The following is an 18,044-nucleotide window of genomic DNA, read 5'->3' on the forward strand; positions in this document are numbered from 1 at the left end:
TCTCAAACCTGCTGCACCCGCGGATCACCCGAGGCCACTTCGAACACGGCATCCATGGCCTGTTCGTCGGTGGTCTGGGTGACCGTGGGCACGGTCCAGTATTCGACCCGAGTGCGCTGGCGGTCCACATCAACCACCAGATAGCCGTTGCGAGTGCCTTCGAAATACTTGCCGTGAACGTTCACTGCCAGCAGTGCACCTCCACCGCGGGTGAGCAGAATGTCCTGCAGGTCCCCGCTGCTGGTGTCAGGCCCGAGGTTCTGGGGGTCACCGGCTGAACTGATCGACGGTGCGACGAACTCGGCGCCCAACACGCCGCGGCCGGTGAGCGGGTCGTAAACCGCGGGGTTGTTCACATCGCGCGCCAACTCGAAAACGATGGACGCGTGCACGTCCCCGGTCAGAACGATCAGATTGTCCACGCCACCCGCCTCGATGGCGTCCAGCACGCGATCCCGGGCAGGCGCGTAGCCATCCCACTGGTCCGGGTTAGCGTAAACGCTCGCCCCCGTTGCATCTGGCGCGCCGACTAGCTTGAGGGGGGACATGACCACCTGGTTGCCCAGCAGCCGCCACTGCGCGGTTGATTGCTGGAGGCCCTCGATGAGCCACCGCTCCTGCGCCGGGCCAAGCATCTGGCGTTCCAGATTCGCGAATTCGCCGGTCTGGGTGAAGAAATCACCCAAGCCAAGATTTCCCGACAGCACGGCATCGCGGCCGATGCGACGCGTGTCCAGCATGTAGAGATCGAGAAGGTCACCAAATGCAAAATCGCGGTAAATCCGCTCGGGGTTCGACGGGTCAGGTGAGCGGATCGGCAGCCATTCCAACGCTGCCTGAAGCGCATTGGCCTGGCGCTGCTCGATAGGCCCATGAATGGCTGGATCGTGATCATTGGGGTCGGCACCCTCACGCCAGGTCCCATCCACGGTTTCGTGGTCATCCCACACCCAGATCATCGGATGCGCAGCATGGAGTGCCTGCAGGTCCGACTCCCGCCGATAACTCGCATAGCGCGCGCGGTATTCATCCAGCGCCACCACGTCGATGGGCGGCTCGTGGGCCCTCACGCGATTCCGGTCGGTCTCGTAGATGTAATCACCCAAGTGGAGAAACGCATCCAACTCGTCGCGCTCCGCCAGCCGGGCATAGGCGTTCCACAGACCCCGGGAATAATCACCGCAGGTCGCCACCCCCAGTCGCACACGCTCCGGACGACCAACGGGCAGTGTTTTGGTGCGCCCTACCGATGACGTTTGGCCACCGGCCTGGAAGCAATACCAATAATGTCGGCCCGGCTGCAGGCCGTCCGCATCGACCTTGACCGTGAAGTCGCGATGAGCATCGGTCACCACATCACCGCCGGTGACCGCCTCGGTGAGGTCGGCGTCTTGATACAGCTGCCAACTCACGGTCTGGGCGCCGGACCCGGCGATGGGCGTCCAACGGGTCCACAACATCACCCGATCCGCCAGCGGGTCACCAGAGGCCACGCCATGTTGGAAGCCGGGCTCGCCACCATCCGGCGCCGAAGGCCGTCGGTTTCCACCAGGTTCCGAGGTACCGCAGGCCGGGACCAGGCTGAGCGTGGCGAGCGCAGACCCTGCCCGGAGAACGTCTCTTCGATTCGGTGGTGCCATGCTGTCGTCCCATCGTCCAAACCCACCACGGTAGGCGACTGCGATGACGAACGCATGATGGCAGCGGCTATGCTGTGCGACTCGAGGGGAGATCAACGGCATGAACCAACTGACCGCTGCCTTGGCCGACTGGGTGCCGGCTCTGATCGTACTGACTGGCGTCATCGTCACGCTCACAGGGCTGCACTGGTGGCTACTCGCGCGCCGGGGTGAGCTGGGCAATGAGGCGCGATTGCCGCGCCAGCTGCTGTTGGCCGGCATGACGCTGGTCGGCGCCTTGTTCATCGTGCTGGCGCTGCCGATCTCCGACACCCTGCGGGGTCAGGTGCTAAGCCTGCTGGGTGTTGTCCTCACGGCCGTCATTGGCCTGTCGTCCACGACCTTCGTCGCCAACGCCATGGCGGGCGTCATGCTGCGCGTCGTGGGGCAGTTCCGACCCGGCGATTTCATCCGGCTCAACGAACAGTTCGGCCGCGTCACCGAGCGCGGGCTGTTTCACGTCGAGATCCAAACCGAGGATCGCGACCTGACGACCTTCCCCAACCTGCTGCTGATCACCCACCCGCTGACGGTCGTCCACCACAGCGGCACCATCGTCTCGGCGCAGGTTTCGCTGGGTTATGACATTCCCCGCGGGACCGTGGAATCGGCACTGTGCGCCGCAGCAGAGCAGGCCGGGCTCACCGATCCCTTTGTTCAGGTCGTCGCCTTGCAGGACTTCTCCGTGCTGTACCGAATTGCGGGGTCGCTGGCGGAGGTCAAGCACTTGCTCACGGTGCGCTCCAACCTGCGCAAGGCCGTGATGGACGTGTTGCATGGCCAGGGGCTGGAGATCGCATCCCCAACGCTTATGAATCAGCGCAAGCTGGCCGACGATCAGCGCATCGCGCCGCCGGTAGCCCCGGCGCCGAGGACAGAGACGCCAACGGTGAACCCCGATACGCCGGAAGCACGGGTGTTCGATAAGGCAGAGCTGGCCGAGGCCATCGCCCAGACCCGCCAACAGATCGAACAACAGCTGGCCGACGGCGACGACGATCACCAGCTGGAGTCCACTCGCGCCCAGCTCGCCGAGCTGGAAGCGCAGCTGGACGCATCCAAGAACGGCCAACTGCGCAGCTGACGACGAACCCGCTCACTGCACGGCTGTCTGGTTTACGCAGTGCAACATGCGATACTGACGCGATGCCAGTTCTGACTTTTTCCAGCCCGTCGCTGCGGCGAGCCGGCGCGCTCCTGTTGTCTGCCACCCTGTTGTCGGCCTGCGTTCATTCCGTGGACCGTGCACCGGATGATGGACTCACGCTGCCGGCGGCGTGGAACACCCGGGCGCCGGACGCGATCACGCCGTCTGGCGACCCCCGCTGGTGGACTCGATTCCAGCAACCCGGTCTGAATGCGCTGGTGACCGATGCACTGACGCAGAACCGGCAGTTGCGCGCGGCCCTTGCCCGCATTGAGCAAACCGAAGCCGTGCTTCGCCAGCAAACCGCATTGTTCTATCCCACGCTGGAGCTGTCCGGTGGCGCCAGCCGCGGCAACAATGTCGTCTTCATCGGCGACCAACGAATCCAGACCATCAACAACCAATACAGCCTGTCGGCCAGCGCGGCCTACGAGCTGGACCTTTGGGGGCGGGTCCGTCATGGTCGCCAGGCCGCCCGCCTGGATGCGGAGGCGGCTGCACTCGACGCCACCGCCGCTGCCCATAGCATTGCGGCGCAGGTCACCGAAGCCTGGCTCAGCCTGATTGAAACCGAGGCACGGCTGCGACTCACCCGGTCCCAGGCCGATCTGAATGCGCGCTTTCTTGAACTGACCCGGCTGCGCTTCGAATATGGCGCGGGCTCTATCGTCGGCATCCGCCAGCAGGAACAACAGGTCGCCGGCGTGCGCAGCCAGGCACCTCTGCTCAAGGCGCAGGCCGGTGTCCTACGCAACCAGCTCGCGGCGCTAGCGGGCCAGCCACCCGGCCTGCTGCGCATTCAGACGCCGTCCAGCCTGCCGCAGTTGCCACCCGTACCGGCCGCGGGCTTGCCGGCCGACCTGCTCCTGCATCGACCTGATGTCATGGCCGCCTGGCGTCGTGTACTGGCGGCTGACCACCGGGTCGGCGTGGCCGTGGCGGATCGACTGCCCAGCCTGCGACTAACCGCCGATGCGGGCTACCAGAGCCAGTCCTCAGACCGTGTATTCGACGACCTCATCTGGAGCGTGGCCGCCGGCCTCGTGGGGCCGGTGTTCGACGCCGGGCGGCGCGCAGCCGCCGTGCGGCGTGCCGACGCCGTGCTCCGTGAGGCACTGGCGCAGTTCGAGCAGTCGTTGTTGGACGCCATGGTCGAGGTCGAGAACGCGCTGCTGCAGGAACAGGAGCAACGCCGCCACGTTGACGCCCTGTCGCAGCGCCTGGTGGCCAGCCAATCCTTGCTCGACGCCACGCGCGAGCGCTACGCCAATGGACTGTCCGACTACCTGCCCGTGCTCACGGCCCTGACGACACTCCAGGCCGATGAACAATCTTTCTTGACCGCCAAGCGCCAGCTGTTGTCGTTCCGTGTGCAGCTGCACCGCGCGCTGGGAGGCGACTGGTCCATCGTGGCCACGACGCCCACTGGGGAACCCGAATGAAACCTTGGACCAAAGTACTGCTGTTCGTCGGCATCGTCGGACTGGGCATTGTCATCATGATGGGGCTGGTCAAAACCCGGCCCCAACCCGGCAAGACGGACACCGGCCCCGCCGCACCGTTGGTGGAAACCGTGACCCTGGATGCAGCAACACACCGCATCGAAGTCGACGCCACCGGCAGCGTGCAGGCCGCCCGTGACGTGCTCATCACCGCTGAAGTCGGCGGGCGCGTCGCCGCGGTTGGGAGCAACTTTGTTCCCGGGGGGCGCGTGGCGGCGGGTGAAGTCCTGGTCCAGCTGGAACCGGAACGACTGGAGCTGGCGGTAGCCCGCGCGAAGGCCGAGCTGGCGCGTGCCCGCAGCGAGCTTGCGCTGGAGCAGGGCCGCGTTGAAGTCGCCGAACGGGAGTGGACGCTATTTGACGACAGCAACCGCAACGGCGCGCTGGCCCGCCGCGAACCCCAGCTGGCTGCCGCCCAAGCCAATGTCCAGGCCGCCGAGGCGCAGCTTCGGGAGGCTCGGCTCAACCTCGAGCGCAGCGGGGTCGTGGCCCCGTTTGATGGGGTGATTCAAAGCGAAGCCGTCGAGGCCGGTCAGGTGATTAATGCCGGCCAGCAGCTGGGGCGCTTGCTGGGATCGGAGCGGTTCCGGGTTCAGGTCAGCATTCCGGTAGATCGGCTGCAATGGATCGATCTGCCCGATGCGGCCGGCCAGGGGGGCGCCAAGGCGCAGATTCGTCAACCGAACACCCGCAGCCAACGCCAGGGCCGGGTTGTTCGAGTGCTGGGCGACCTGGATCCCGAGGGTCGCATGGCGCGCGTGCTGGTCGAGGTGCCCGACCCGCTGGAGGGCCCGACCCCGCTGCTGGTCGGCGCCTTTGTTGATGTGCATTTGCTGGGTCGACAGCTCGACAACACACTGGCTGTCCCGCGGGCCGCACTGGTCGGACAGGATTCGGTTTGGCGTCTGACCGAGGATCTGACGCTGGAGCGCCGCCAGCTGAAGATCGTCTGGCGTGGACGCGACACCGTGTTCGTGCCCGCCGGCGACGGACTGGATGCCGGTGACCGCATCGTCCTGACGCGGCTGCCCCTGGCCGTGGATGGCATGGGCGTGCGACTGGCAGAGTCCGGCACGGATGGCGACGCATGAGCGCAACCGGTCCAGCGAGTTCCCGACCCGCCTGGCTGACCGGTCCTCTGGCATGGATGGCCGCCAATCCGGTTGCGGCCAACCTGCTGATGCTGGTGCTGCTCATCGGTGGTTGGATTATCGGCAGTGGCGTCAAGCAGGAGGTCTTCCCCGAGTTCGATGCCGACATCGTCACCATTGACATCGCCTACCCCGGTGCAAGCCCGGAGGAGGTCGAGCAGGGCGTGATTCTCGCCGTCGAGGATGCCGTGCGCAGCATCGACGGGGTCAAGACGGTGGAATCCAGCAGCTACGAAGGCGCTGGCGTGGTTATCGCCGAGATCGTCACGGGCAGCAATGCCAACAAGATCACCTCCGATATCAAGAACGCGGTTGATCGGATCACCAGCTTTCCCGAGGACGCCGAACGGCCCATCACCAGTCTGATTGCTATCAAGGCCAAGGTCATCTCCCTGATCCTCCATGGTGAGACGGACCTGGCCACGCTGCGTGAGCTGGCCGAGCGCGCCCGGACGGATCTGCTCAATCGCAATGACATCACCGAAGTGGTGCTCACCAATGCACCGCCAAGGGAAATCTCCATCGAGGTCCCGTCCAGCGCCCTGCATGCCTACGGCCTGTCGCTGCCGGAGATCGCCGACCGCATTCAGGCCTACGCCGTGGAACTGCCCGGCGGGGCCATCCGCACGGAAGGTGGCGAGGTACTGGTGCGACTAGACGAGCGCCGCAAATTTGCCGACGAGTTCCTGGATATTCCGCTGCGCACCAGTCGCGACGGGAGTGTGCTGACGCTGGGCGACATTGCCGAACTGCGCGATGGGTTCTCCGACAATTCCTATCTCAAGACCACCTTCAATGGCCGGCCTGCGGTCACGCTGGAAGTGTTTCGCGTCGGCGAGCAGACACCGATCAGCGTCTCGGCAGCGGTCAGGGAATATGCGGATACGCTGAATCAGCGCCTGCCGGAGGGGCTGGCGGCCGACACGGTTTACGACGACTCGGAGTTCTACGAAGACCGGATCAACCTGCTGCTGCGCAATGGTTTTCTCGGCTTTGTCCTGGTCATCGTGCTGCTGACGCTGTTTCTCGAGCCGCGGCTGGCGTTCTGGGTGACGCTGGGCATCCCCATCTCCTTCCTCGGCGCCATGCTGCTCATGCCGGCCATGGACGTCAGCTTCAACATGATCTCGCTGTTCGGTTTCATCGTGACGCTGGGCATCGTGGTCGACGATGCCATCATCGTCGGCGAAAACATCTATCACCAACGCGAGCTCGGCCATGGGCGCCTAAAGGCGGCGGTGCTCGGCGCACGCAGCGTCGCCACCCCGGTCACCTTCGCGATTCTGACGACCATCGTTGCCTTCTCGCCGCTGTTGTTCGTACCGGGGCCGGCCGGCAATTTCTTCCGTGTGCTACCTGCCATCGTCATCTGCGTCCTGCTGATGTCGCTGGTTGAATCGCTGCTCATCCTGCCCAGCCACCTCGCGCATTCCCGACACCCCAAGAACACCGGGGTCGAAGGGTATCTGGTTCGAATCCAGCACCGCGTGGCAGCCTGGATGGAGCGTGTCATCGAACAACGCTACACCCCGGTCGTACGCTGGGCGACGTCACACCGCACTATTGTCATTGCCCTGGGCATCGCCGTGTTTGTCTCCTCCATCGGGCTGGTGGCGGGTGGTCGCGTCAAGGCCGAGTTCTTCCCGAACATCGAGGCCGACTTCATCTTTGCCAACATCCAGGTGCCCTACGGCTCCAACATCGACCGCACCCGCGAGGTGCTCGACGAGGCCGTCTCGGCGCTATACGCCACACTGGACGAGTACCCCGACGACGCCGACATCATCGAATCGGTGATCACCGAGCTGGGCTCGCAACCGAGCCTGTCCCCTGCCTACCGCGAGAGTAATGGCCTGGGCTCCAGCCATCTGATGAGCGTGCAGGTCTCGCTGTCACCCTGGGAGACGCGAACCGTCACGGCGCAGGCGTTTTCCGACCGCTGGCGCGAAAAAGTCCAGCAGATTCCTGGCGTCGAACGGACCAATTTCATTTACACCACCGGTCCGGGCGCGGGTTCGGATCTGACCATCCAGCTCAAGCATCACGATGTCGCCACGCTCGAGCAGGCAGCTGATGCGTTGGTCGAGCGCTTGCAGCGCTTCTCCGGCCTGTCGGACATCGACAACGGCTACTCCGGGGGCAAGGAGCAGCTGGACATCACCCTCACACCGGCCGGCAAGACGCTGGGGCTGACCGCAGCCGAAGTGGGTCGCCAGGTCCGAGGCGCCTTCTTCGGAGCCGAGGCGCTGCGCCAGCAACGCGGCCGCGACGAAGTCCGGGTCATGGTGCGCCTACCCGAGGCCGAGCGGGCCGAAGAAGCCACGCTGGAGGAGTTGCTGATCCGGACGCCCGCCGGGGGGCTGGCCCCGCTACGTGAGATCGCCCAGATCGAACGCGGCCAGGCCTACACCACGATTCGCCGTGATCAGGGGCGACGCGTGCTCAATGTCACGGCCGACGTCGATACCAACACCACCCAGACCAACGATGTCATCGCCGAGTTGGAGCGGGACTCCCTGCCTGCGCTCATGGATCGCTACATCGGGCTGGAATACAGCTTCGAAGGCGCCAACCGTGACGAGGCCGAGTCATCCTCGGCCATCGGCCGGGGTTTCGTGCTGGCGTTGATCGGCATCTTTGTGTTGCTGGCCATGGCGTTTCGCAGCTATCTGCAGCCGGTGATCGTGATGTCGGCCATCCCCTTCGGCATGGTTGGCGCCATCGTCGGCCACCTGCTGCTCGGCTACAAGATGAGCTTTGTCTCGCTATTCGGGATCGTGGCCTTGTCGGGCGTTGTGGTGAATGACTCGCTGGTGCTCATCGACGCAGCCAATCGCTATCACCGCGAGGGCATGAGCAAACGCGACGCCATCATCCGCGCTGGCCAGCGGCGGTTCCGCCCCATCGTGCTGACCTCGCTAACCACCTTCCTGGGACTGGCGCCGATGATTCTGGAGACCTCGCTGCAGGCCCGCTTCATCATCCCCATGGCCATTAGCCTGGGCTTCGGCATCTTGTTTGCCACCGTCATCATCCTGCTGCTGGTACCGGCGGTATTCCTGGTCATCGAGGATTTGCGTGACTGGCTGGCCGACCGCTTTGGGGGCGCCGAGCACCCCGAACAGGAAGACGAGCTGGCCTAAGCGCCCGCATTGGCTGGTCTGCCCGCCCCCGTCAGTCTGTGCGGGCAAGGACAGCCCGCACCCTGCCGACTATTGTCCGTGCCTCACGTTTTGACCGAGACCGACACGGATGAGCTTTGCAGATGAGAGCATGGCCCGCGGCCTGCGCGTGCTGAACCGCCTGGCTGGCGGCAGCCTGCTGGACCGACTAGGGATTCGCCGCCAAAGTGAGCGGGCGATCTACCACGCCTCCCGCACAGGATTCGGCGTGGCCGCAGCGGCGGCACGCAGCTTCAAACGCAGCGGCCAGCCCGGCCAGGCACAACGCCTACCCAAGGCCGGCGACCCCGGCCTGTTCGATCTGACGCCCAGCGAAGACCAGGCGATGCTACAGGACGCCGCCCAGCGCTTTGCGACCGAGGCGCTGCGTCCTGCGGCCGAAGAGGCCAACGAGGCCTGCGCGGCCAGTGGCGAACTGCTGGAGATGGCCAACGAGCTGGGCATCGCCATTCTCGGCATTCCGGAAGAACTGGGTGGTGCCGGCACCGAGCGCAACACCGTCACCAACGTGCTCGTCGCCGAGGCCCTGGCGCATGGCGACATGGGCTTGGCCTGGGCCTGTCTGGCCCCGTCAGCTGTCAGCCAGGCGCTGGTGCAATGGGGCAACGCCGAACAACAGGCACGCTACCTGCCCGCATTCACCGAAGAATCCTCGCCGGTGGCCGCGCTAACACTCACCGAGCCCACCCCGCTATTCGATCCCATGACACCGACCACCACGGCCCGCCGTGTTGAGGGCGGCTGGTCGATTAGCGGCATCAAGTCGCTGGTGCCCAACGCCAAGCAGTGCGAACTATTCGTCGTCGGCGCACAGGTTGAGGGCGAAGGCCCGGCACTGTTTGTGGTGGAATCCAGTCCCGAGCACATTCAGATCGCCGATGATCCGGCCATGGGCCTGCGGGCGGCAGCCACCGGCCGTGTGCAGTTCAATGAGCTGGTCGTCCCCGAGGACGCCCGCCTGGGAGCCTCGGCCGAACAGGCACAGGCCAACTACCGGGAATGCGTCCGACTCAGCCGTCTGGCCTGGTGTGCCATGGCCATCGGAGCGGGCAAGGCCGTGCAGGACTACGTCATTCCCTATGTCAATGAGCGTCAGGCCTTTGGCGAGCCAATCAGTCACCGCCAGTCGGTGGCCTTCATGGTCGCGAACATCGCGATCGAACTCGAAGGTATGCGCCTGACCACATTGCGGGCGGCCAGTCTGGCGGAACAGGGCAAGGACTACGCCCGTGAGGCCGCCGTGGCCCGCCGTCTTTGCGTTGAGAAGGGCATGCAGATCGGCTCCGACGGTGTGCAGCTGCTCGGTGGCCACGGCTTTACCAAGGAATATCCGGTCGAACGCTGGTATCGCGACCTGCGGGCCATCGGCGTCATGGAGGGCGGCCTGCTCGTCTGAGCGCCGCGACGGAGAACAGACAATGATCAATCTTGAAGTTCCGAAGAAATTCACCGGCCTGGTTCGTCAGGCGCATCAGGTGTCCAAGGAAGTGCTGCGCGCCAATTCGCGCAAGTACGACCGCGCCGAGCACAGCTATCCCAAGGAGCTGGATATGCTGGCCTCGCTGGTCGACGGCATGAACGACGGTGGCGGTCAGGGCGCCGGGGCGGCGGGCGTTCGTCGGGAGAAATCCGACGACGACAGCAATCGCAACGGCAGCAATCTGTCCACGGCACTGGGCATCATCGAAATGTGCTGGGGCGATGTCGGCCTGTTGCTGTCCATGCCGCGTCAGGGTCTGGGCAACTCGGCCATCGCCTCGGTGGCCAACGAAGAGCAGCTTGAGCGCTTCGCCGGCCGCTGGGCCGCCATGGCCATTACCGAACCGGGCTGCGGCTCGGATTCGGCGGCGATACGCACCACCGCTGTGAAAGATGGCGACGAGTACATCCTCAACGGCGAGAAGATCTACGTCACGGCCGGCGAGCGCGCCGATCTGGTCGTGGTCTGGGCCACGCTGGACAAATCCGCCGGCCGGGCCGCGATCAAATCCTTTGTCGTGGAAAAGGGCACGCCGGGCTTCGAACTCGTCCGGCTGGAAAAGAAGCTGGGCATCAAGTCCTCCGACACGGCTGCGTTCGTGCTCAAGGATTGCCGGGTGCCGGCAGACAACCTGCTCGGCGACCCCACGGTCAATGTCGAAAAGGGCTTTGCCGGGGTCATGCAGACCTTCGACAACACCCGCCCGCTGGTCGCCGCCATGGCCATTGGCCTGGCCCGGGCCGCGCTGGAAGAGACCCGCAAGACGCTCGAATCCGCTGGGGTGGACATCGACTATGACCAGCTGGTGACGCAGCAATCCGCTGCCGCCGCCGAATTCATCCGCATGGAGGCCGATTTCGAGGCCGCACGCCTGCTGATGATGGAAGCCGCCTGGATGGCCGATAACCGCAAACCCAACTCGCTGCAGGCCTCCATGGCCAAGGCCAAAGCCGGTCGCTCCTGCGTGGACATCAGCCTCAAATGCGTCGAGCTTTGCGGCAATTTTGGCTACACCGAAGACAGCCTGCTCGAAAAATGGGCCCGGGACAGCAAAATTCTCGACATCTTCGAAGGCACGCAGCAAATCCAGCAGTTGATCATCGCCCGTCGCCTGCTGGGCAAGAGTTCGGCCGAACTCAAATAAGCCAAGCCGCCGGGAACGCGCTGCACCGCGCAGCCTGTTCCCGGCGCAAATCGGCACTTAAGACCTCGGACGACCGGCCGATAGCTACAAGGCCATTGAGAGGTTTAATCACCATGTCTGCCGAACAACTGCTAACCCATGTCAACAAATTGCCAACCGTCCCCAAGGTTGTGCATGAACTGATGACGTCCTTTCAGGAAGAAGACGTGGAAACCGCGCGAATCGCCGGCCTGATCGAAACCGATCCGGTGATTAGCGCCAAAGTCCTGCGCATGGCGAATTCCGCCTATTTTCATCGCAGCCGCAGCATCGGCAGCATTGGCGATGCGGTGATGCACCTGGGCTTTGAGCGCGTTCGCAATCTGGTGGTGGGCTGTGGTCTGGTCGGCTCGATGCAGACACCGCCCGGCATGGACAAGCCCACGTTCTGGCGGCACGCGGTATACACGGCCGTTGCGTCACGGGAGCTGGCCAAACTGGGCAGTGCCAGTGGCCCCAGCGAGGAGGTGGAGCCGGAAATGGCCTTCGCCGCCGGCATCATCTACCCGGTGGGCGAGCTGCTCATGCGCTGGGCGCAACCCATGGAGCTGTTCCAGCTTGATGGCGCCGAACCCTATTGCACGCCCGCACGCGCAGAGGCCGAACGCAAGCAGCTCGGCTTTGATTTCGCATCCACCAGCGCGTTGTTGGCCGAGCACTGGCATTTTCCCGAAGAACTGGCCGCTGGCCTCAAGGCCGCGGGCGATCCGGACAACGCCGAGCCGTTCTCGGCCTTGGGCGCGATTGTGGCCGTCGGCTCCGTGCTGGCGGCCGCGTCGGTGATCCGGATGGAGCCACCGGTCAACGGCTACACCCTGAACCGCGTGGGTATCCGGATCGACCAGGTCTGGAGTCTGCCGCCGATCAACGAACTGTCGAACGGGCTGGAGAACATGCTGCTGGAGTCCTGAAGCGGTCGACTCCCGCCGTGCGCCCCGATCAGTGACAGGCCTTGAGATTGCGGCGTAGCAGCCACCAGTTCACGGGCCAGGCAGCCAGAAACCCGGCCGGAATCGCCACGGCCAATCCGATCCAGAATCCCGGATGCGCCAAGCTGGGTGCGGTCATGCCGCCAGCCAGGTAATCCGCCGTGTTCATCGCGATCTCCATCACCGCGATCGACGTCGCCTCACCAATCCAGATGATGCCGAAGGCCTCGCGCCAGCCGTGTCCACGCCGGACCAAGGGCCATAGCCCCAGCGTAAAGCCCGAGATATAGGCCAGGGTTGTCGCCAGCGCAATGGTGGCCCACACCGGCCAGCCCAGCGACACCCCGATGGCCAGCCCGGTGATCTCACCGATGGAGCAACCGGTCAGGCAGTGCAGCGTGGCATGCACCGACATGCCCAGCGTGCCATGGCCGCCCGGGGCGCCCTGTGTCTCCGCCGGGGATGATTCATGGCTGCAATGGGCGTGTTCCGATGAACTCATGTGATGCCCTCCTGAGATGATGCTGCATCGGCCTCGATGGCCTGAATAATGGGACAGCCAACGGTTGAGCCCTGGCCATCGCAATCGGCAACCGCTTGGCGTAAGACCCGGCGCATGGCGTTGAGGTCACGAATGCGCCGTTCGATATCCTCTAGATGTGCCTGCGCCAAGGCGCGGACCGCCGCACGATCGCCGCCGCCCTGCAGGCCCAGCAAGGTCCGGATTTCAGCCAGCGAGAAGCCGAGGGTCTTGGCACGCAGCACAAAGCGCAGACGCTCGATGCTGTCGGTGGGATACAGACGGTAGTTGGCCGCGGTCCGCTGCGGCTCGGGCAGAATGCCTTCGCGCTCGTAATAGCGGATCGTCTCGACGCTAAGCCCCGTGGCTCGCGCCAACCGGCCGATGGTCAATGGCTTGCTCGTGTTCATGCCACGAGTTTAAAGCCTGGAGTCGACTACAGAGTCAAGCGTAGTGGCGACGCGCCGAAAGTCCGGCCATGCCGAGGATCAGGGCAATCAAGGCGGCCACGGCACCGGCGACAAACAAGGGGGCATACAGTTCGGTCTCACCGTACCAACGCGCCATGGCCGCCGCACCGCTGGCCTGTCCGATGGCAAAGGCCAGCGTCGCGCTAGCCCACCACCGGGCGTGCGCGGCGGCACCCGCAATCTCCGCCAGCGCCGCCGAGGTCATGGAGACCGCACCGGGCACCAGCGCACCGATGGTCAGGCTCGACAATGTGAACAGCACGGGGTTGCTGGTTAGCGTGGGAACACCCACCGCAACAGCGGTCACGGCGTAGCACAGCAGCAGCATCCGACCAATGCCGACATGACCCGCGATGCGGACGATCAGCGTGGGGCCGAACAAGGACCCCAGCCCGACCACCCACCACTGCAAGGCCGCAAAGCCCAGGCTCATCCCCCGTTCCCGGACCAAAAAATCTACCCAGAACACACCGTGCGGCACGATGCCAATGGCTTCCACCGCGTAGGCCAGCACGATGAAGACGGGCGCCAACATCCACCAACCCAAGACCTGCGCCGGCTGCGCGCTGGCATCCTCTGGCATGGGCGCCCCCCGCAGACGTCGCCAAGCCAACAACCCCACCCAAGCGGGGATCGCCGCCATCACGGCCATGGCGAGCCAGGCGGTCGTCGGGCCGATCCACGGCAACGCCGTGGCCACGCAGGCGGTTAATAAAGTGCCCAGGCCGATACCGGTAAAGGTCACCCCGCTGACCCGCGCCCGCTGCGCAGGCCCCACGGCCGTCAACGCCGTACTCACGCCGCGCACCATCAGCCAGGCGCCCGTCATGCCGGCCACGAATCGCCAACCGCTCATCCAGTTCACACCCCACGGCAAGGCACAGGCGACAAAGCTCAGCACGGTCAACATCAGCGCCGATACCACCAGCGGGCGATGCGGCATCCGCGGTGCCACCAGCGCCAGAACCGCGCCAAGACAATAACCAACCAGATTGGCCGCCCCGGCGTGCGCGGCCTCGGCCGGCGTTAGCCAGCCCGCGTCGATCATCACGGGAATCAGCGGCGGATAGGCGAATCGCCCCAGCGCAATACCGACCAGGGTCGAACAAAAACCCAGTGTCTGCGCCGCACGACGCTGCTCGCGACCAACCTCAAGCACGGGCGTTGCCTGCTCCGGTGCAAGGTGTCGACAGGGGATTGAAGGGGGCGCAGAGAATCATTGGCCGGGCATTGTGGCGGAAACCACCTGCGACGTCTCGGCCGACTGCCTCCAAAGGCCGTGGGCGCGCGTGACCAACGGCCACCGCAGCGGCGTTAACCGCCGGGTTGCTCCTCGCGGGCCAGCGCGTCCCAAAGCCCGCTGGACTCGTCCTCGGGATCGGCCTGCGACGTCTCGACTTCGATGTCGGCATTGAGATCGGTCGATTCAAGAATCGGCAGGCCGGGCTCCCCGCTTTCCACATCCTGGCGATAGGCCACGATGATCTCGACCCGGCGATTGCGCGCGCGGTTCTCCCGGGTGCTGTTATCCACCAGCGGTCGCGACGAACCGAAACCGCTGACGATGAGCTGCGAATCCTGAATAGAACCGACTTCCAGCACGCGTTCGGCCACCGACACGGCCCGAGCCGCCGACAGGTCCCAATTGGATGAGAACCCGCCGCCACCGCGCAGCGGAATGTTGTCGGTATGACCCGCCACCGTGACCTGCTGCGATTCGGCATCGATGAGTCGGACCACCCGACGAATCAGGTCCGTGGCCCCACTCACCAGGCGGGCACTGCCCGAGGGAAACGAGACGTGCTCCGGGAAGCGGACGATGACCTGATCGCGGTTGCGTTCCAGGATGACGCGCCCGGCCTCGATGTCTTCCTTCAGGCCTTCCTTGAGTTTCTTGTAGAGATCCTCGCCTGCCGTGCTCGACACCACCTTCTCTACCGTTCGCACCTGTTGTGTCGGCATGGAGTTATGCCCGGTGCCGGACACGATGCCGGCTTCCAGGCCCTTCTGAGAGTCGTCACGAGGCGAGATGAACTGCACGCCGCCGAATGCCTGCCGCAACGACCCGATGACCGATTCGTACTTGGCCTCGTCCATCTTCGCCTGGGCAAACAGCAGCACGAAGAAGCACATCATCAGCGACATCATGTCCGCAAAGGTCGCCATCCACAGCGGGACATCGGCGCCCTTGGACTCTTTCTTCTTCGGATTCTCGAACATGGTGATGGTCTGCTTGTCCGGACGGATCAGGCCGCCGCGGGCTCGCCCTCGGCGCCATCATTCGCGGCCTTGGTGTTTTCTCCGTTCGGCAAGCAGGCCTTGAGACACTGTTCCAACAGGCGGGGACTGGTGCCCTCACGAATTCCGACCACCGATTCGACGATGAGCTGGCGAGTGTCCATCTCCTGCTCCGCGCGCATCGCCAGCTTGTCGGCGATGGGCAGGAAAAACATGTTGGAGAGCATGGCCCCGTACAGCGTGGTCAGCAGCGAGACAGCCATCGCAGGCCCGATGCCGGACGGGTCGGACAGCGTCGCCATCATCTGCACCAGGCCGACCAGCGTGCCAATCATGCCGAAAGCCGGCGCGGCATCGCCCATGGCCCGAAACACCTTCTCGCCCATTTCGGCCCGCTTGATCGACGCGGTGATTTCCTTACCCAGGAGTTCCTTGATGAAGTCGGCATCGTGGCCGTCGACACACATCTGGATGCCCTTGCCCAGCAGCGGATCCGGCACTTCGGCCTCTTCCAGCGCCAGCATGCCTTTCTTTCGCGCCAGGTCGGCCATTTCCTTGACCGTGTCGATCAGCTGATAAGGATCGGCGCCCTTGTACGAAAAAGCCGTCTTGATCGCGGTGCCGAACGCACCGAAGCATTCACCAATCGGAAAGCGGATCAGCGTGCCGCAAAAGGCACCGCCGATCACGATCAGCAGTCCGGGCACGTTGATAAATGGTGCCAGGCCGGCGCCCATGGCCATGGAGCCGATAATCAGTGCCAGTCCGACGATCAGACCGATGAGGGTCGCGAGATCCATGTTTGCCGCCTATTTCGCGCATTGTCCGGGGTGCAGCTGTCTATCGGCGGCATTCGGCGACACTTGAACAGAACCGGTCACGCGCAGCGCCCAGGGCTCGAAGACCCGGCCAGAACGCCCGCAGCACGACGGCCGTCGGCTCAGCTCAGTTCCAGCTGCCAGTAGCCCACATCGATCCAGCGCTGGAACTTGTAGCCGACCCGAGGGAACAAGCCGGCTTGTCGGAATCCCAGGCGCTCATGAAACGCGACACTGGCCGGATGCGGCAGGGCAATCACGCCCATGACCACGCGCAGGCCCCGGGCGCGCAGCTGCCCGAACAAGTCTTGATAAAGCCGCGTCCCCAGCCCGTGTCCACGGGACGCCTCCCCGAGGTAAATCGCTGACTCCGCGACATACCGATAGGCGGCTCGGCTGCGCCAGCGCCCGGCATAGGCGTACCCCAGCACCCGGCCCTGCTGCTCGATCACGCGCCAGGGCAAGCCCTGGTCCTGCAGCGTGGTGACCCGTGCGGCCATGTCATCGGCCGTGACCACGGTTTCTTCAAACGTGACCACGGTCTCCGTGATAAAGGGGTTGTAGATCGCGGCCAGGGTGGCGGCATCGTCGACCGTGGCATCGCGCATCTGCAGATTGGACATGGTGTTGACCCGCGTCGGGCCTGCTCGACAGAACACGGCCACGAGTATGCCCTGTGGTGGACAGCGCCGTGCGTCGACACGCAAAGTCGGTTAGCGTCGGTCGCGCATTTCAGCCAACAGCAACCACATGGGTTTACTCATCGACGGTCAGTGGCATGACCAGTGGTACGACACCGACCAGCATGGTGGCCGCTTCAAACGCCAGGAACAGGCATTTCGTCATTGGGTCACGCCAGACGGCCAGCCCGGCCCCTCGGGCGACGGCGGGTTTGCGGCAGAACCCGGCCGCTATCACCTGTACGTGTCCTACGCCTGCCCCTGGGCGCACCGCACCCTGATCTTCCGCGCGCTGAAAGGGCTGGATCAGATGATCGATGTGTCCGTGGTCCACTGGCACATGGGATCAGAGGGCTGGACGTTCGAACCGGGTGAAGGCGTCACCGGCGACAAACTCATGGGCCTGCCACGGCTACAGGACGTCTACTTGGCCGCCGACCCGAACATGACCGGCCGCGTCACCGTCCCCATTCTGTGGGACACGCAACGCCGAACGATCGTCAACAACGAATCGGCCGAAATCATTCGGATGTTCAACACCGCCTTCGATACGGTGGGCGCCACCCCGGGCGACTACTACCCGGCGCCACTGCGTGACGACATCGATGCGCTGAACAAGCGCATCTACGACACCGTGAACAATGGGGTCTACAAAGCCGGCTTTGCCTCGACCCAGGCCGCCTATGACGAAGCCGTTGTTCCGCTGTTCGACAGCTTGGACTGGCTGGAGCGTCAGCTGGCCAGCCGACGCTTTCTGACCGGCGACCAGCCAACAGAGGCCGACTGGCGTCTGTTTCCGACGCTGCTGCGCTTTGACACCGCCTATCACGGGCATTTCAAGTGCAACCGGCGACGCCTGATCGACTACCCGAATCTATGGGCCTACACACGCGATCTCTACCAATGGCCGGAGATTGCATCGACGGTCAATCTGACCCACGTTGCGCGTCATTACTACGGCAGCCATCCGGCCGTTAACCCCAGTGGCGTGGTCCCCATCGGCCCGGAACTCGACTTCAACGCCCCACATGGCCGCGAAGTGTTATCCGGCAACGCCTAAGGACC

Annotated in this window: 15 protein-coding genes; 8 read left to right on the plus strand and 7 right to left on the minus strand. The window is 64.6% G+C overall.

The features are described from left to right. Positions 1-2: 2 nt before the first annotated feature. Entirely contained in the window at positions 3-1,640 is a 1,638-nt protein-coding gene (locus DEH80_RS00690; protein WP_165831204.1) for an alkaline phosphatase D family protein, read from the minus strand. A 100-nt stretch (positions 1,641-1,740) separates the two neighbouring features. Here DEH80_RS00690 and DEH80_RS00695 point away from each other — a divergent pair, with 100 nt between their 5' ends. The 7 genes from DEH80_RS00695 (at position 1,741) to DEH80_RS00725 (ending at position 12,235) form a co-directional block, all read left to right on the plus strand. Further along, positions 1,741-2,763, plus strand: a complete 1,023-nt coding sequence (locus DEH80_RS00695; protein ID WP_207774359.1) for a mechanosensitive ion channel family protein — start codon at positions 1,741-1,743, stop codon at positions 2,761-2,763. 62 nt (positions 2,764-2,825) lie between these two features. Next, positions 2,826-4,268, plus strand: coding sequence for an efflux transporter outer membrane subunit (locus DEH80_RS00700; RefSeq protein WP_109718549.1), 1,443 nt, complete (start codon positions 2,826-2,828; stop codon positions 4,266-4,268). Continuing rightward, positions 4,265-5,419, plus strand: a complete 1,155-nt coding sequence (locus DEH80_RS00705) for an efflux RND transporter periplasmic adaptor subunit (protein WP_109718550.1) — start codon at positions 4,265-4,267, stop codon at positions 5,417-5,419. Before DEH80_RS00700 ends, DEH80_RS00705 begins: the two co-directional genes overlap by 4 nt. Next, entirely contained in the window at positions 5,416-8,622 is a 3,207-nt protein-coding gene (locus DEH80_RS00710; protein ID WP_109718551.1) for an efflux RND transporter permease subunit, read from the plus strand. Before DEH80_RS00705 ends, DEH80_RS00710 begins: the two co-directional genes overlap by 4 nt. Positions 8,623-8,731: 109 nt before the next feature. Then, complete coding sequence (locus DEH80_RS00715) at positions 8,732-10,057, plus strand: acyl-CoA dehydrogenase family protein (protein ID WP_207774361.1); 1,326 nt, start codon at positions 8,732-8,734, stop codon at positions 10,055-10,057. Between the two features lie 22 nt (positions 10,058-10,079). Further along, complete coding sequence (locus DEH80_RS00720; protein WP_109718552.1) at positions 10,080-11,285, plus strand: acyl-CoA dehydrogenase family protein; 1,206 nt, start codon at positions 10,080-10,082, stop codon at positions 11,283-11,285. A 113-nt stretch (positions 11,286-11,398) separates the two neighbouring features. Then, positions 11,399-12,235 carry an HDOD domain-containing protein gene (locus tag DEH80_RS00725; RefSeq protein WP_165831205.1) on the plus strand — a complete coding sequence of 279 codons (837 nt, stop codon included), beginning with the start codon at positions 11,399-11,401 and terminating at the stop codon, positions 12,233-12,235. Positions 12,236-12,263: 28 nt separating this feature from the next. On the opposite strand, the gene DEH80_RS00730 is transcribed toward DEH80_RS00725, so the two are convergent. The 6 genes from DEH80_RS00730 to DEH80_RS00755 all read right to left on the minus strand — a co-directional run bounded on the left by DEH80_RS00730 (position 12,264) and on the right by DEH80_RS00755 (position 16,922). Then, positions 12,264-12,755, minus strand: a complete 492-nt coding sequence (locus DEH80_RS00730) for a DUF4396 domain-containing protein (RefSeq protein WP_109718554.1) — start codon at positions 12,753-12,755, stop codon at positions 12,264-12,266. Next, positions 12,752-13,183: a MerR family DNA-binding protein gene (locus tag DEH80_RS00735; protein WP_109718555.1), complete on the minus strand. Its 432-nt coding sequence runs from the start codon at positions 13,181-13,183 to the stop codon at positions 12,752-12,754. The genes DEH80_RS00730 and DEH80_RS00735 overlap by 4 nt, the downstream gene beginning before the upstream one ends. 34 nt (positions 13,184-13,217) lie before the next feature. Beyond that, entirely contained in the window at positions 13,218-14,402 is a 1,185-nt protein-coding gene (locus tag DEH80_RS00740; RefSeq protein ID WP_165831206.1) for a YbfB/YjiJ family MFS transporter, read from the minus strand. A 155-nt stretch (positions 14,403-14,557) separates the two neighbouring features. Then, the gene (locus DEH80_RS00745; RefSeq protein ID WP_109718557.1) at positions 14,558-15,463 is read right to left on the minus strand and encodes a flagellar motor protein MotB; all 906 of its coding nucleotides are present in this window, start codon (positions 15,461-15,463) and stop codon (positions 14,558-14,560) included. A gap of 26 nt (positions 15,464-15,489) precedes the next feature. Then, positions 15,490-16,281: a MotA/TolQ/ExbB proton channel family protein gene (locus DEH80_RS00750; RefSeq protein WP_109718558.1), complete on the minus strand. Its 792-nt coding sequence runs from the start codon at positions 16,279-16,281 to the stop codon at positions 15,490-15,492. A 140-nt stretch (positions 16,282-16,421) separates the two neighbouring features. Then, positions 16,422-16,922, minus strand: a complete 501-nt coding sequence (locus DEH80_RS00755) for a GNAT family N-acetyltransferase (protein ID WP_109718559.1) — start codon at positions 16,920-16,922, stop codon at positions 16,422-16,424. Between the two features lie 127 nt (positions 16,923-17,049). On the opposite strand from DEH80_RS00755, the gene DEH80_RS00760 reads away from it, so the two are divergent. After that, a complete protein-coding gene (locus DEH80_RS00760) occupies positions 17,050-18,039 on the plus strand; it encodes a glutathione S-transferase family protein (RefSeq protein WP_109718560.1) in 990 nt (329 codons plus the stop codon). Positions 18,040-18,044: the final 5 nt, after the last annotated feature.

It is taken from the genome of Abyssibacter profundi, from assembly GCF_003151135.1.
In the GTDB taxonomy this organism is placed as follows: Bacteria; Pseudomonadota; Gammaproteobacteria; order Nevskiales; family OUC007; genus Abyssibacter; species Abyssibacter profundi.

Excerpts from the sequence above, each read along its gene's own strand:
- DEH80_RS00730 (WP_109718554.1), bottom strand. The coding sequence starts at position 12,755 with ATGAGTTCATCGGAACACGCCCATTGCAGCCATGAATCATCCCCGGCG.
- DEH80_RS00705 (WP_109718550.1), top strand. The coding sequence starts at position 4,265 with ATGAAACCTTGGACCAAAGTACTGCTGTTCGTCGGCATCGTCGGACTG.
- DEH80_RS00720 (WP_109718552.1), top strand. The coding sequence starts at position 10,080 with ATGATCAATCTTGAAGTTCCGAAGAAATTCACCGGCCTGGTTCGTCAG.
- DEH80_RS00725 (WP_165831205.1), top strand. The coding sequence starts at position 11,399 with ATGTCTGCCGAACAACTGCTAACCCATGTCAACAAATTGCCAACCGTC.
- DEH80_RS00745 (WP_109718557.1), bottom strand. The coding sequence starts at position 15,463 with ATGTTCGAGAATCCGAAGAAGAAAGAGTCCAAGGGCGCCGATGTCCCG.
- DEH80_RS00760 (WP_109718560.1), top strand. The coding sequence starts at position 17,050 with ATGGGTTTACTCATCGACGGTCAGTGGCATGACCAGTGGTACGACACC.
- DEH80_RS00690 (WP_165831204.1), bottom strand. The coding sequence starts at position 1,640 with ATGGCACCACCGAATCGAAGAGACGTTCTCCGGGCAGGGTCTGCGCTC.
- DEH80_RS00695 (WP_207774359.1), top strand. The coding sequence starts at position 1,741 with ATGAACCAACTGACCGCTGCCTTGGCCGACTGGGTGCCGGCTCTGATC.
- DEH80_RS00750 (WP_109718558.1), bottom strand. The coding sequence starts at position 16,281 with ATGGATCTCGCGACCCTCATCGGTCTGATCGTCGGACTGGCACTGATT.
- DEH80_RS00755 (WP_109718559.1), bottom strand. The coding sequence starts at position 16,922 with ATGTCCAATCTGCAGATGCGCGATGCCACGGTCGACGATGCCGCCACC.
- DEH80_RS00735 (WP_109718555.1), bottom strand. The coding sequence starts at position 13,183 with ATGAACACGAGCAAGCCATTGACCATCGGCCGGTTGGCGCGAGCCACG.
- DEH80_RS00710 (WP_109718551.1), top strand. The coding sequence starts at position 5,416 with ATGAGCGCAACCGGTCCAGCGAGTTCCCGACCCGCCTGGCTGACCGGT.
- DEH80_RS00700 (WP_109718549.1), top strand. The coding sequence starts at position 2,826 with ATGCCAGTTCTGACTTTTTCCAGCCCGTCGCTGCGGCGAGCCGGCGCG.
- DEH80_RS00715 (WP_207774361.1), top strand. The coding sequence starts at position 8,732 with ATGAGCTTTGCAGATGAGAGCATGGCCCGCGGCCTGCGCGTGCTGAAC.